This is a genomic window from Caldisericia bacterium (assembly GCA_026414995.1).
Classification (GTDB): Bacteria; Caldisericota; Caldisericia; order B22-G15; family B22-G15; genus JAAYUH01.
Genome location: JAOAHY010000014.1, coordinates 1 through 15,022 on the forward strand (window position 1 = coordinate 1; position 15,022 = coordinate 15,022).

A 15,022-nucleotide genomic window follows, 5' to 3' on the forward strand; every position below is an offset into this window, starting at 1 on the left:
CTAGTAACCCTATCATTAAAAAACCATCTTTTTCTTTAAACAAATAAGGGATTTTTAACAGTTCTTTTTGCTGTAAGGAATAAACCACTCGAGAGTAGTTTAATATTTTTCCCTCAAGATTTAATTCCAAAATTCGAGGACCCTCTATACTAACCCAGCCTCGATAAAAAATTGAGGCCACTATTTTCTCTTCTAAAACAACAAAGTCATCAGGAAACTCCCTCTCCTCAGTAGAATACACTCTCAACCACTCATAATCTGCTTTAGGTTTTTCATTGGCAAAACCATTTACTCCTACTAAACTCAAAATGACCGCCATCAGTAAAACCATAAATCTTTTCATTTCATTCCCCCTTTCTAATCTTCCAAATATTAAGCGAATATTAAAAAATATTTAATTTTCAAGTTTCTATTATATATTATAATGATAAATTAAATTTTTGCTAAATTTGTTAAATAAAAATAAAAATTGACTTAAATTTTTAAGATTTGATATTTTATATATAAGAAATAGAATTAAAATATGAAGAGTCTTGTTTCATCTGGTGGAGTTTTGATTAATAAAGAAAAGGTTCTTATTTTAAAAAGAGATAAAACTTGGGTTTTTCCTAAGGGAAAGGTTAAAGATGATGAAAATTTAATAGAAACTGCAAAAAGAGAAATTTTTGAAGAAACAGGCATAAAAGTTGATAAACCCATATCATTTTTAGGAACCACAAAATATAAGTATAGACAGAATAATGAAATTTATAAAAAAGAAGTTAATTATTTTTTATTCATAGTTGATACATTCAAAGTTAATTTAGAAAATAGCTTTATTGGTTATGGTTGGTTTTATTTTGATGAAGGACTAAAAATTTTAACATATAAAAATGATAAAAAAATTTTAAAATTAGCAATAAAAAAATTAAGGGAGGCCTTTTAAAAGGCCTCCCTCTTTTTTGTTAATTATTAACTTTAAATTAGAAAATAAATTTTACATTAACTGTTACCTGCACTGATAAAGAACCTTCAAATATAGGAGTTGTTGCTTCTGGTGTAGGCATTGTTTTTAAGTCATATCTATACACTGGATATGATACATCTGAAATGTTAATTTCTTGAACTCCTTTAATTTTTTCTTCAACAACCTTCAATGCAACTTCTGCTTTTTTCTTTGCATCTTGCATTGCAAGTTCTATTGCTTTAAGTTTAAGTTCGTTTTTATCTAAAATATCAAATGTTATTCCAGAAACTATATTTGCACCATTTGATGTTGATGTATCAAGAACTTGACCAACAAATTTTGTATCAAGTTTACCATCTTGGGTTTTCTTAGTAATTTTTATATTGAACATATTCCTTACTTTGTATCCAGTTACTACTGGTGGTTCTTTTTCTGGATAAAAGTAAACAGGGTATACAGAATATTCTATAGTTTCTAACTCATCTTCTTTAACACCTAATTTTTGTAGTGCTTTAAAAATTTGATCCATAATTTTTGCATTTTCTTCTGCTGCTTCTTTTGCTGTTTTTCTTTCTGTTTCAACTCCTACACTTACATAAGCAACATCTGGTTTCGCATAAATTACTCCTTGTCCTGTAACTGTTACAAAATTTTCTGATGATACATTTGACACATTGCTCACCTCACTTTTTCCAAAACTTACACCTATAAGTGAAAGTCCTAAGATTAAAACTGAAACCAAGAAAAGAGTCATTACTTTCTTCATAGTTTCACCTCCTAATTATTTAAACTAAAATTTTTATAAAAAGTTTCAAAATTTAAAGAAATATTAATATGGGTAAATAAAATACAAAATTTTATTTTGAACAATATCTAAAATTATTATCCAATAACCTCTATTTCCTAAAACTTTTATAAGATATAAATTATCTTTAATATTTATTGTTGATTCAATGTTATTTTCATTTATGAATTCAAATCTTATGTCTTCTTTAAAGATATTCAAAATTTTATTAATTAAAATTTTATCAAAGGTTTTCAAATTCTCTGCTGATTTTAAAACTTTTTCTAAGTCAATATAATTTTCTTTTAAAAAGTTTTCATTAAATAATATTTTTTGAAAATTCCCCTCTTTTTCAGATATAATTACTCCACTTTTATATTTTTTTATCGTAGTTCCATCATTTTTTATTTCAGTTGATTCAATTTCATCATTTAAAATTATTTTATTTATCTCCTCTTCATAAACAACATTCATAGTTCTAAAAAGTTCTGGTTTTTGAATTAGTGCGCTTTTTCTTAAATATATATTTTTATATATAAATATTGATGGAATAATTATAAGTAAAATAATTACAGCAAAAGAGACCGCTTTTCTATAGAAAAAGGCCCTTTCTATCTCTTTTCTTTTATCATAGAGATCTAAGAGTTTTTTCTTAAGGCCTCTCTTAAACTCTTCATCTTCAATTTCTACTTTTTTAACACTTTCTAAAAATTCATCAAATCTTTCCATCATACTTATAAACTAAAATATTTTAAAAAAGTTTCATCTTTTTTTAAAATATTTTTTAACTTTTCAACACCTCTTCTAATAATAGTTTTAACACTATTTTCATTCATATTTAAAATTTCGCTTATTTCTGAAATTTTTTTCTTTTCTAAATATCTTAATGATAAAACTGTTTGATATTTAATTGGTAAATTTAAAATTGCTTTTTGTATAATATAAAACTTTTTTTCATCTGTAATTGAGTTTAAAAAATCAACTTTCTCTTCACTATCAAGATTTTCTTTTAAAAGAAGTTTACCTTTCTTTTTAATAAAATCGTTAACAATATTTGTTGAAATTTTTAATAAAAAGAAAAGATATGGTTTTCCTTGATCTTTATATCTATCCAAAGAGAGAAGTGCTTTTGTAAAAACCTCTTCTGTTAAATCTTCAGCATCTTCTTTTGAACCAACTCTTCTATAAATATAATTTAGAATATCATAAAAATACTCTTCAAATAAAATACCAAAAGCATTTTTATCAATTTTTGCCCTCTCAATTAATTCTTTTTCTCTTTCCCTATCAAGCATTAAAAAAATAAATATAAAATATTAATAATAAATAAAAGAAATGGAATCAAAATAAAATTTTAAAGTAATACTATTTTTTAAATTTTCTTTAACCTTTAAGAAATTTAAGTCTTTCTACCTCTTCCTCGTCAACAATATATTCAGATTCAACCTTCTTCTCTTCAACAACTTTTTTTCTTATTTCTTCTTCAAAAAGCGCTTTAATTGAAAGTCTCATTTTTCTATCTTCTGGTTTTAGTTCGACTACTTTTGCCTGAACTTCTTGGCCTATTTGGAGTGCTTCTTCTGGTTTTTTAATTTTCTTTAAAGAAATTTGAGATACATGTATAAGTCCAGTTATTCCTTCTTCAAGTTCAATTACTGCTCCAAAAGGTAAAAATCTTATAACTTTTCCTTTTACAATTTTTCCAACTGGGTATTTTTCTTCAATGTTATCCCAAGGATGAGGTTTTGTTTGTCTTAAAGATAAAGAAATTTTTTCTTCCTCAGGATCAACTTTTAAAATTTTTACTCTGATTTTCTGTTTTTTTCTTACAACTTCTCTTGCTGGTTTTCTTGGGCCCCATGTTAATTCAGATAGATGAATTAAACCTTCAACTCCTTTTCCAAGATCTACAAAAACTCCAAATTCTACAATTCCTGCTACTGTTCCAACAACTATTTCTCCTTCTTTTTCTTTTAATTGATAGAAATATTCTTTTCTTTCTCTCTCTTTTTCTTCTTCTAAAATTACTCTTCTTGAAACAATAATCTTTCTTATTTCTCTATCAAATTCGATTATTTTGACTTTTAAGGTTTTATTTAAATAATTAGATAAATCTTTCTTTTTAACTATTTCAAGTTCAATTTGAGTTCTTGGTAAAAATGCTGGAAGGCCTAAATCAATTAAAAGGCCACCTTTAACAATTCTTGTTACTGTTCCCTCAATTTCTTTTTTATTTTCATAAGCATCTTTTAATTCTTTCCAAACTTTTTCATAATCTGCTCTTCTTTTTGAAAGAACAAGATCACCAGTTGGTCCTTCACTTCTAACAACATAAACATCAATCTCTTCACCCTCTTTTACAACATCTTTTGCAGAAACTCCTTTTTCTTTTGTTAATTCTTTAAGTGGAATATATGTTTCAAATTTTCTTCCAACACTTACAAGAGCTCCATCATCTTCGACTTTTACAACAATTGATTTAATTATTTCTCCTTTTTTGAATTTTTTTGGAAGATAATCTTCAGTTATTTTTTTAATCTCTTCAAGTTCTTCGTTTATCTCTCCCTCTTCTCCCTCTTCTTCTTTTTCCATCTCAGTAAGAATATTTCTAATTTCTTCCTCTCCTAAACTCTCTTCTCCTTCTTCCACCTCCTCCTCTTCTTTTGTTTCTTCCACATCTTCGCTTAAATTCTCTTCTAATTCATCTTTGTTTAAAAACCTTTCTTCCCTATCCTCCATAAAAACCTCCTTAACCTAAATTCTCTTTTGCCTTGTTTACAAGAAAGGCAAAACTTTCTTTGTCATGAATGGCAAGTTCTGACAACATCTTTCTATTCAAATTAATTGAATTTTTTTTAAGTCCATATATAAATCTTGAATATGAGAGACCAAATTCTTTAAGTGCAGCAGAAATTCTTGTAATCCATAATCTTCTCATATCCCTCTTTTTTAATTTTCTTCCAACATATGAATAGTGAAGAGCATGCTCAACTGCTTCTCTTGCAACTCCATATCTTACTGATGCTGCACCTCTAAAACCTTTTGCAAGTTTCAAAATCTGTTTTCTCCTTCTTCTAGTATAAGGACCACCTTTAACCCTTGCCATTTTAACCTCCTATACCTAAAATCCTTTTAACAAGACCTTTGTCTTCTTTAGAGACCTCTTTGTACCTCAACTGTTTTACTTTTTTTCTCGATTTTTTCTTTTCAAGATGATGAGAATGACCAGTTCTATTTCTTAAAATTTTTCCTGTCGCTGTTATTTTAAACCTCTTCTTTGCTGTCTTCGATGTCTTTAACTTGGGCATCTTTAATACCTCCTTTTTTTATTGGACCTATTAGACACTCAATCTTTTTACCCTGAAAGAATGGTTCTTTTTCAACCATTCCCACAGGAGATAACTCATTTATAACCTCATTAATAATCTCAAAACCTTTATCCTTATAAGAAAGCTCTCTCCCCCTAAAAATTATGCTAACTTTAACCTTATCACCATCTAAGAGCCAATCTTTTGCGTTTTTGATTTTGTACTCAAGATCTCCTTTACCTATAAATGGTCTAATTTCAAGATTCTTTACATCAAAAGTAACCTGTTTCTTTTTTGCCTCTTTTTTCTTTTTAGTCATCTCATACTTGAATTTTCCATAGTCAAGAATTTTACAAACTGGAGGATTTGCATCAGGATTAATTTCAACAAGATCTAACCCTTTATCTTCTGCAATTGATAGAGCATCTTGAAGTGGATAAATACCTAACTGTTTACCATCACTATCAATGAGTCTAACTTCTTTTGCTCTTATAGCCCTGTTAACTCTAAGAGAAAACTCTTTAATGGTAAATCACCCCCCTCTTCTTTTTACTCACTTTTTCTCTAATACCTCCTTTTTAAGTTTTTCTATTATTGTATTAATATCTTGCATACCTAAATTGCCTTCTCCTTTCTTTCTAACTGAAACTGCACCTTTTTCTTTTTCCTTTTTTCCTACTACAAAAATATAAGGAACCTTCTCCAATTCTCCTCTTTTTATCTTTTCTTGAAGGTTTTCATCTGAAAAATCAACATCAACTCTAAAACCACATTCAAGAAGTTTATTATATAATAATTTTCCATAATCTTCAACATCTTGAGTTACAGTTATAAGTTTTATTTGAACAGGAGATAACCAAAGCGGAAAATTTCCTGCGTAATTTTCAATAAGTGCCCCAAAAAATCTTTCGATTGAGCCAAGAACTACTCTATGTATCATAACTGGAGTATATTCTCTTCCATCTTTACCCATATATTTTAAGTTAAATCTTTGGGGAAGATTAAAATCTACTTGTATTGTTGGACCTTGCCATAATCTATCAAGTGAATCCTTTAGTTTTATATCAATTTTTGGGCCATAAAAAACGCCCTCTCCTGGATCAATTTTATAATTTACTCCTTTGTCTTCAAGTGATTTCCTTAATGCCTCAGTTGCTTTATCCCATAATTCCAAAGTTCCTACAAATTTTTCAGGTCTTGTTGATAAAAATATCTCAAAATTTTTGAATCCAAAGGTATTCATCATATAAAGTGCAAAATCTAAAACACCAATTATTTCATCTTCAAGTTGTTCTTCTGTACAAAATATGTGAGCATCATCTTGAGTAAATCCTCTTACTCTTAAAAGACCATGAAGAACACCAGACCTTTCATATCTATAAACTGTTCCAAGTTCAAATAATCTAAGAGGTAATTCTCTATAACTCCTTGTTTTAGATTTATAAATTAAAATGTGACCAGGACAATTCATAGGTTTTACTAAATATTGGATATCTTCTATATTTATTCCTGTAAACATATTTTCTTTATAATAAGACATGTGTCCAGAAATCTCCCAAAGTTTTTCTCTGTATATATGAGGTGTATAAACAAATTGATAGCCTCTTTTTAAATGTTCTTCTCTTTCAAAATCTTCAATTATCTTTCTTATTATTGCTCCTTTGGGATGGAAAAAGATAAGCCCTGGTCCTGCTTCATCTGGATGAATACTAAAAAGATCTAACTCTTTTCCCAATCTTCTATGATCTCTTCTTTCAATCTCTTTTAATCTCTCAATGTGATTTTTTAGAGATTCTTCATCAAAAAATGATGTTCCATAAATTCTTTGTAATACTTCTCTTTTTTCATCTCCCTTCCAATAGCTCGATGAAGAAGTCAAAAGTTTAAAATGTTTTATAAAACTTGTATTAGGAAGATGTGGTCCTCTGCATAAATCTATAAATTCACCTACTCTGTAGATAGATACAAAATCTCCCTCTATCTCATCAATTAATTCAAGTTTAAACTTTTCTTCTTTAAACAATTTTCTTGCGGTATTTTTATCAATAGTTTCTTTTTCAAAAATTAAGTTATTTTTCAAAATTTCTCTCATTCTATCTTCAATTTTTTGTAAATCTTCTGGAGTAAAAGGGTTATCTACTAAAAAATCATAATAAAAACCATTCTTAATTGATGGGCCAATACCAAGAAGAGCTTCTTTAAAAAGAGATTTTACAGCATATGCAAGAATATGAGAAGTTGAATGATTTAATATATCAAGAGATTCTTCATCGTTTAGAGATAAAAATTTAATATTATCTTGATCTTTTGGAATGTAATAAAAGTCAACTAATTCAATACCATTAACTAACGCACCAACAAATTGAGGATTTTTATGGGGTATTATATTTAAAAGATGAAAAAGGTTTTCATTTTGATCAATTGAGAAATATTCATTAAAGTTTTCAACAAAAATATTTATTTTCATAACTTTCACCTTAAAAATAAAAAAATGGTGGGCGATGGTGGACTTGAACCACCGACCTCTTCGGTGTCAACGAAGCGTTCTACCCCTGAACTAACCGCCCACTCAAAAATTATATTATATTATTTTGTCTTTTTGTCAAGATAGAATTATTATTATTTTAGGTATATAATTATAAAAAATTTAGGAGGTAAATAATGAAAAAATTCTTTACAATTTTTTTAATTTTAAATTTTTTATTAATTTTCATTATCCCTATTAAAGGAGAAACATTTTGGAATACTTATAGAGGAAATAATTTAAGATGGGGTTATAGTGATTCCAATTTTTCACCGCCACTTATGGAGGGTGCTTATTACATTGGAAATGCTAATTTTTCTTCTCCTATATTTGCAGATGGAAAAATTTTTGTCGGTTGTGGAGATAAAACTCTTTATTGCTTTGATGCAGAAACATTAAAACCATTATGGACTTATGAAACAGATGGTGCAATAATTGGAGCGCCAGCTTATGATAATGGAAAGATATATTTCGGAACAGTTGATGGATATTTTTTCTGTCTTGATATAACAAATCCACAAAAATACTTATGGAAATATAACACTTATTCAAAAATTTATTATTCACCATTAGTTTTAGGAAATATTGTATATTTTGGTGCTGACAATGGACTTGTTTATGCATTAGATAAATTAACTGGAAAAGATGCCTGGAACACTCCTTTTAAAACTGAAGATAAAATAAATTCAGCAATTGCTGGAGATGATACATCAATATTTTTTATCTCTCAAGATGGATTTTTATATTCACTACATCCATTAACAGGTTCACTACTTTATAAAAAAGTTGTTGGTCCAAATGTTAAAGGAGCCCCTGTTATTAAAGAAAATTATGTTTATGTATTAAATAGACAAGGTCAATTTTTAGCAATAAATAGAATAACTAGAGCTCAAGATTGGTATTATTCTTTAAATCAAGATACAACTACTACGCCTGCTATTTCTGGAGATCTTGTAGTTATTCTTGGAAATAATGGAAGAATTGCATGTGTTGATTTAAAAACAGGCAAAGCAAGATGGGAAAAAAGTTTATCTGGTAGTTTTGAAACATCTCCTGTTGTAACTGATAGATACATTTTTATAGGTGATAACTCTTCAACTCTTTATATGTTATCTCTTGAAAATGGGACAACTTTATGGTTCACAAAATATAGTAAAGGTTTTTATAACGATTTTTGTATTCAAAATAATAGATTATATACCCCAGGACTTGATAACTCATTAAGATATTTTTTGTCTCAACCACCTCCATTTTTATCTGTTGAGCCATTAACAATTGATTTTGGAGAAGTTGATGTAAATTCTCAAAAAACATTAAGTTTTATAATTAGAAATAAAGGGGGAGGAACATTAACAGGTAAAATATCAGCTGAAAATTATTATTGGATTAAAGTTTTTCCAACAGAGTTTGCAGCAAATGAAGTTGTTGTTAATGTTACAGTTGATACAACTGGTTTTACTATGGAAACAGAATATAAAGGAAAAGTTACTGTAAAATCTAATGGTGGAGATGCAGAAATTTATGTTGTTTTAAAAACAAAGAGTTTGCCACCAAAATTAAGTGTTACACCAAAAATTTTAGATTATGGCAATATAAACAAGGGAGATAAAAAAATAATTCAAATTCAAATAAAAAATTTAGGAGGAGGAAAACTTTTTGGAACAGTTTCAACCGATGTAAAATGGATTCAATTTGAATCAATTAATTTTGAAGGAAATGATATAAAAATAAATGTAACTTTAAATGCTCAAGAATTAGTTGTTGGGCAAAGATATAAAGGATTAATTTATGTTGAATCAAATGGAGGAAAAGAAACTGTTGAAATTTACATAAATGTTATAGAACCAAACCCAATTCTTTATGTTGATACTAATACATTAAATTTTGGTGAAGTAAAAAAAGGTGATTCTCCTTCAAAAATTTTTGTTATTTCAAACAAAGGCGGAGGAACGCTTAGTGGAACAATTTCAGCTTCAGATGATTTTATAATTTTAAGCACAAAAACTTTTTCTGGAAATGAAGTTAGAGTAACTGTTACTTTAAAAACAGATAATCTTATAGAAGATAGACTTTACACTGGGAAAATTGAAATAAACACTCAATGGGGTAAAGCAATAGTCGAAGTTTATTTAAAAGTTGTAAAAAAAGAAGAACCAATTCAAAAAACAATTATAATTTTACAAATTGGCAATAAAGTTATATATGTTAATAATGTACCTCAAACAATTGATGTACCACCACAAATTATTGAAGGAAGAACCCTTCTTCCAATTAGATATGTAGTTGAACCCCTTGGAGCAAAAATCTTTTGGGATGATGTTGAAAAAAGAGTAACAATTGAGTTTAAAACAATTACAATTGACCTTTGGATTGGAAAAAATATTGCAAAGGTGAATGGAAGAAATGTTCAAATCGATCCTAACAATCCAAAAGTTACCCCTCTTATTGTTAAAGGAAGAACAATGCTTCCAGTAAGATTTGTTGCAGAAAATTTAGGTTGCAAAGTTGATTGGGATGGTATAACAAAAACAATAACTATTACTTATCCTAAAGATTAATTTGATTAATTTAAAATAAAATTTATTATTATCAAAATTTAAAAATTTCTCTATTGACAAAAAAGTCAGATTTTATAAAATTTATATTTAGATTAGCACTCTAATATAAAGAGTGCTAATTTTAAGGAGGCGAAATGGAAAAAAGAGATGATTTAACATATGCTCTTTTTAGAGTTCTAAAAGAAAAAGAAGATGAACTTAGAAGATTAAAAGAAGAGATAAAATCATTAACTCTTCTTATTAAAAAAGAGAGAAGAGATTTGGAACATTTTCAAAAAAAATGGCAAGAAGAGGAAAATTTAAGAAATATAAGAAATAAAGGAGAGATAATATCTTCACTTTTACATATATATGATAGTATTGAAGGTGCTAAAAGTAAAATAAAAGATGAAAATCTTTTAAATGGACTTTTACTTATAGAAAAACAATTTTTAGATTTTCTAAAAAAAGAGGGGGTTGAAGAGATAGGAAATGTAGGGGAAAAATTTGACCCATCTCTTCATCAAGTAATTAGTGTTGATATAACAAATAAAGATGAAGAAGATGGAGTTATAAGTGAAGTTTATAGAAAAGGTTATAAGATAAAAAATTTTCTTATAAGACCTGCTTATGTAAAAGTTTATAAAAAGGAGGTAAACTAACATGGGAAGAATAATAGGAATTGACCTTGGAACATCAAATTCATGTGCTGCTGCTATAATTGGAGGAAAACCAACAATAATACCTGCTGCAGAAGGTGTATCAATTGGTGGAAAAACAGTTCCATCAGTTGTTGCGTTTACAAAAGATGGTCAACTTCTTGTAGGAGAACCTGCAAGAAGGCAAATGGCTCTTAACCCAGAAAGAACAATCACTGGAATAAAAAGAAAGATGGGAACTAACTTCCGTGTGAAAATAGATGAAAAAGAGTATACTCCAGAGCAAATTTCCGCTTTCATCCTTCAAAAAATAAAAAAAGATGCTGAGGCATTTCTCGGTGAAAAGGTTGAAAAGGCAGTTATAACTGTTCCAGCATACTTTAATGATAACCAAAGACAAGCAACAAAAGATGCTGGAAGAATTGCTGGTCTTGAAGTTGTAAGATTAATTAATGAACCAACAGCTGCAGCATTTGCTTATGGTTTAAATAAAAGTGAAAAAGAGTTGAAAATTCTTGTATTTGATTTTGGTGGAGGGACTTTAGATGTAACAATAATGGATTTTGGTGAAGGTGTCTTTCAAGTTATTTCAACTGCAGGTGATACCCAACTCGGTGGTAGAGATATGGATGAGGCACTAATGAATTATGTTATTGAGGATTTTAGAAGAGAAACTGGTATTGATCTCTCAAGAGATCCAAAAGCACTTCCAAGGATAAGAGAAGCAGTAGAAAAAGCAAAAATAGAACTTTCAAGTGTTCTTGAAACAGAAATTAATTTACCATTTATTGCAGTTAGAGATAATGAGCCAGTGCACCTTGTTAAAAGAATAACAAGAGCACTTCTTGAAGAGTTAGTTAAACCTATAATTGATAGATGTAGAGGTCCATTAACACAAGCACTTGAAGATGCAAAACTTACTCCTCGAGATATTGATAATATTATTCTTGTTGGTGGTCCAACAAGAATGCCTATTGTTCAAAGATTCATTGAAGATTTCTTTGGAAAACCAGCAGAAAGAGGAGTTGATCCAATGGAGTGTGTTGCAATTGGTGCAGCAATTCAAGCAGGAATTCTTGAAGGTAGTGTCAAACAAGAGATAGTTCTCCAAGATGTTACTCCATTAACTTTAGGAATTGAAACTCTTGGCGGAATTTTTACTAAAATGATTGATAGAAACTCTCCAATTCCAATTAAAAAGACTCAAATTTTTACAACCGCTGCTGATAATCAAACATCTGTTGAAATCCATATACTTCAAGGAGAAAGACCTCTTGCAAAAGATAATGTTTCTCTTGGTAGATTTATTCTTGATGGAATACCACCAGCACCAAGAGGAGTTCCAAAAATTGAGGTAACATACGAGATTGATGAAAATGGTATTTTACATGTTACTGCTAAAGATCTTGCAACTGGCAAAAGTCAAAATATAACAATAACTCAAGCAGTAAGATTATCAGAAGAAGAAGTTGAAAAAATGAGAAAAGAAGCAGAACGTTTTGCAGAAGAAGATAGAAAAAGAAAAGAAGAAATTGAGTTGAGAAACATGGCAGATCAACTTATTTACACAGGAAGAAAAACAATAAAAGAGAACAAAGATAAAGTAAGCAAAGAAGTAGTTGAGAATGCAGAAAAGAAACTTGATGAACTTGAAAATCTCCTTAAAGAGAATAAAATTGAAGAGGTGAGAAAAAAGATAGACGAAGTGAACGAAGCACTTGCAAAAGTTGGTGAAGAAATTTATAGAAAAGCAGGTGCTTCTCAAACCCAAAATGAACCTCCAAAAGATAATGATAAAAAAGACGATAAAGGAACAATTGATGGAGATTATGAAGTGAAGTAATGAATAAAGATTATTATGAAATATTAGGGGTGGATAGAAATGCCACCCCTGAAGAAATAAAAAAAGCATATAGAAAACTTGTTAAGCAGTACCATCCTGATTTAAATAAAAATAATCCTGAAGCTGCTAAAAAAATGGCTGAAATAAACGAAGCATATGAAGTTCTTTCTGATCCAGAAAAAAGAAAAAGATATGATATGTATGGTACTGCTGAAGGTGTAGGAGATTACGCTTATCAATATAGTTCTGAATCTCCGTTTGGAGACTTCTTTAGAAACTTTGATTTTGGCTTTGAAGATATTTTTGATACCTTTTTTGGAGGATTTACTGAAACTAAAGAGAGAAAAAGAGTTGAAAGAGGAAGCGATATATATGGAAGAGTTGAGATAGATTTAAAAGATGTTTTATATGGAAAAGAAATTGAGTTAGAAGTTGAAAGAGATGAAGTTTGTGAAGCATGTAATGGTGTAGGAGTTGAGAGAGGGTTCAAAAAAGAAAAATGTCCAACTTGTCATGGTAGTGGTAAGGTAAAAAGAACACAGAGTTCTATTTTTGGACAGTTTGTTACAATTACAACTTGCCCAACATGTAGAGGAGAAGGAGAAATTAATAGAAATCCTTGTAAAGTTTGTAGGGGAAATGGAGTTACAAAAAAGAAAAGAGTAATTAAAGTTAAAATTCCACCTGGAATAGAAGATGGAATGAGAATAAGACTTCAAGATGAAGGAAATGCATCAAAAAATGGTTTAAGAGGAGATCTTTATATTGAAATAAAAATAAAACCACATCCATTAATTAAAAGAAAAGGTGAGAATTTAATATATGAAGCAGAAGTTCCTTTATTAACAGCAATTTTTGGAGGGGAAATTGAGATTCCATATATAGAAGGAAAAAAGAAAATTTATATAAATCCTGGTACTCAATTTAACGAAGAAATAAAATTAAAAGGAGAGGGTCTTCCTTATTTAAGAGGAAGGGGTAGGGGAGATTATATAGTAATTGCAAAGGTTAAGATACCAAATCTTAAAGAATTAACAAAAAAAGAGAGAGAAATTCTCGAGAAGTGGAAAGAGATTAAAAAAGATTAATTTTTAAATATCAAAATTTTCTGTTATAATTTTTAAAAATCATAAAGTAATGGGAGGAGCGATGAGTATTGATTTATTATTTGAGAAAAAAAATAGATACATAGTAGCTATTTTCGGTTTTATTATCACTCTTCTTTTAGGTGTTTTATATGCTTGGGGAGTATTTGTAAAGCCACTTCAAGAGGAGTTTGGATGGACAAGAGCACAAGCAACACTTCCTTACACAATTGCATCAGTTGTTTTTGCTATTGGGATGTTATTTGCTGGCTATATTCAAGATAAAAAAGGTCCAAAATTTGTTGCATTTTTAGGTGGTATTTTTGCTGGTTTAGCATTAATTTTATCTTATTTTACATTTAATCTTTTTTATCTTGTTTTGATATTTGGAATTATAGGTGGTTTAGGTATGGCATTTGGTTATTCAGGTGCAGTTTCAAGTGGTGTAAAATGTTTTCCAGATAAAAAGGGACTTGCCACAGGACTTGTTGTAGGAGGTTTTGGTTTTGGCTCTTTTCTTTGGGCTCCACTTTCAACATATTTAATTCACAATGTAGGTTGGAGAACAACTTTTTTAATTTTAGGAATTATTTTAGTTGTTTTAATAACAATTTCTTCAAATTTTATAAGAAACCCTCCTAAAGGTTGGATTCCAAGTGCTTTTGAAAAATTACAAACAAGAAAATATACACCAGAATATACTGGAAAAGATTTAACTCCAAGTCAAATGATAAAAACTTCTATTTTTTGGTTAATGTGGGTTCATTATATATTAGCAACATCTCCTGGTATTATGATAATTGTTCATCTTAACCCAATTGCTGTTGAATATGGAGGATTTAACCCTATTGCTGCGTCATTTTTGTTATCAATATTGTCTATTTTTAATCTTTTAGGAAGGTTCTTTTTAGGTCCTTTATCTGATAAAATAGGCAGGTTAAAAACATTTACAATAATAGGTTCTATGGTTTTTGTTTCAATGTTGCTTTTATTTGTAGCTCATTATATAAATTTTATTTTTTATTTAGTTCCAGTTATAGCAGGAGTTGCATATGGTGGATATCTTGCACTATCTCCTAGTTTTACTGCAGATGTTTTTGGAACTAAATATTACGGATCAAATTATGGAAGTATGTTTACTGCGTGGGGAGTTGCTGGATTAATTGGACCATATCTTGCTGGTGCTTTGCATGATTTAACAAAAAGTTATTTTATGCCTATATTGATTTTTTCTATATTTTCTCTAATAGCAGTAACAATAAGTGTTTATGTAAGAAAAAGAGAGTTAGTTAAAAAAGTATAATTAAAATAGAAAATTTATATCTTAAATTTAAAT

Annotated in this window: 15 protein-coding genes and 1 tRNA gene; 6 read left to right on the forward strand and 10 right to left on the reverse strand. The window is 28.8% G+C overall.

Annotation, left to right across the window (positions count from 1 at the left end):
* Positions 1 to 343: hypothetical protein (locus N3D74_05230; protein MCX8095569.1), on the reverse strand; the 343-nt coding region annotated here is incomplete at its 3' end.
* A 180-nt stretch (positions 344 to 523) separates the two neighbouring features.
* Between N3D74_05230 and N3D74_05235 the strand changes: the two genes are divergently transcribed.
* Positions 524 to 925, forward strand: coding sequence for an NUDIX domain-containing protein (locus N3D74_05235; protein MCX8095570.1), 402 nt, complete (start codon positions 524 to 526; stop codon positions 923 to 925).
* Positions 926 to 962: 37 nt separating this feature from the next.
* Here the strand turns inward: N3D74_05235 and N3D74_05240 are convergent, their stop codons facing one another.
* From N3D74_05240 to N3D74_05280, 9 genes are all read right to left on the reverse strand, one after another.
* Entirely contained in the window at positions 963 to 1,712 is a 750-nt protein-coding gene (locus tag N3D74_05240) for an SIMPL domain-containing protein (GenBank protein MCX8095571.1), read from the reverse strand.
* Between the two features lie 63 nt (positions 1,713 to 1,775).
* Positions 1,776 to 2,459 carry a hypothetical protein gene (locus tag N3D74_05245; GenBank protein MCX8095572.1) on the reverse strand — a complete coding sequence of 228 codons (684 nt, stop codon included), beginning with the start codon at positions 2,457 to 2,459 and terminating at the stop codon, positions 1,776 to 1,778.
* A 5-nt stretch (positions 2,460 to 2,464) separates the two neighbouring features.
* A complete protein-coding gene (locus N3D74_05250) occupies positions 2,465 to 3,025 on the reverse strand; it encodes an RNA polymerase sigma factor (protein ID MCX8095573.1) in 561 nt (186 codons plus the stop codon).
* A gap of 88 nt (positions 3,026 to 3,113) precedes the next feature.
* Entirely contained in the window at positions 3,114 to 4,469 is a 1,356-nt protein-coding gene (locus N3D74_05255) for a S1 RNA-binding domain-containing protein (GenBank protein ID MCX8095574.1), read from the reverse strand.
* 10 nt (positions 4,470 to 4,479) lie between these two features.
* A complete protein-coding gene (gene rplT, locus N3D74_05260; protein ID MCX8095575.1) occupies positions 4,480 to 4,836 on the reverse strand; it encodes a 50S ribosomal protein L20 in 357 nt (118 codons plus the stop codon).
* A gap of 1 nt (position 4,837) precedes the next feature.
* Positions 4,838 to 5,038, reverse strand: coding sequence for a 50S ribosomal protein L35 (gene rpmI / locus N3D74_05265; protein MCX8095576.1), 201 nt, complete (start codon positions 5,036 to 5,038; stop codon positions 4,838 to 4,840).
* Positions 4,995 to 5,564 carry a translation initiation factor IF-3 gene (gene infC, locus N3D74_05270; protein MCX8095577.1) on the reverse strand — a complete coding sequence of 190 codons (570 nt, stop codon included), beginning with the start codon at positions 5,562 to 5,564 and terminating at the stop codon, positions 4,995 to 4,997. Before infC ends, rpmI begins: the two co-directional genes overlap by 44 nt.
* A 27-nt stretch (positions 5,565 to 5,591) precedes the next feature.
* Positions 5,592 to 7,505: a threonine--tRNA ligase gene (gene thrS / locus N3D74_05275; protein ID MCX8095578.1), complete on the reverse strand. Its 1,914-nt coding sequence runs from the start codon at positions 7,503 to 7,505 to the stop codon at positions 5,592 to 5,594.
* A 25-nt stretch (positions 7,506 to 7,530) separates the two neighbouring features.
* Positions 7,531 to 7,605, reverse strand: a tRNA-Val gene (locus N3D74_05280).
* A gap of 94 nt (positions 7,606 to 7,699) precedes the next feature.
* Here N3D74_05280 and N3D74_05285 point away from each other — a divergent pair.
* The 5 genes from N3D74_05285 to N3D74_05305 all read left to right on the forward strand — a co-directional run bounded on the left by N3D74_05285 (position 7,700) and on the right by N3D74_05305 (position 14,989).
* On the forward strand, positions 7,700 to 10,120 hold the full coding sequence (locus tag N3D74_05285) for a PQQ-binding-like beta-propeller repeat protein (protein MCX8095579.1): 2,421 nt from the start codon (positions 7,700 to 7,702) through the stop codon (positions 10,118 to 10,120).
* Between the two features lie 134 nt (positions 10,121 to 10,254).
* Positions 10,255 to 10,761, forward strand: a complete 507-nt coding sequence (locus N3D74_05290; GenBank protein MCX8095580.1) for a nucleotide exchange factor GrpE — start codon at positions 10,255 to 10,257, stop codon at positions 10,759 to 10,761.
* 1 nt (position 10,762) lies between these two features.
* Complete coding sequence (gene dnaK / locus N3D74_05295; protein MCX8095581.1) at positions 10,763 to 12,601, forward strand: molecular chaperone DnaK; 1,839 nt, start codon at positions 10,763 to 10,765, stop codon at positions 12,599 to 12,601.
* Entirely contained in the window at positions 12,601 to 13,689 is a 1,089-nt protein-coding gene (gene dnaJ / locus N3D74_05300) for a molecular chaperone DnaJ (protein ID MCX8095582.1), read from the forward strand. The genes dnaK and dnaJ overlap by 1 nt, the downstream gene beginning before the upstream one ends.
* A gap of 61 nt (positions 13,690 to 13,750) precedes the next feature.
* Positions 13,751 to 14,989 carry an OFA family MFS transporter gene (locus N3D74_05305; protein ID MCX8095583.1) on the forward strand — a complete coding sequence of 413 codons (1,239 nt, stop codon included), beginning with the start codon at positions 13,751 to 13,753 and terminating at the stop codon, positions 14,987 to 14,989.
* Positions 14,990 to 15,022: the final 33 nt, after the last annotated feature.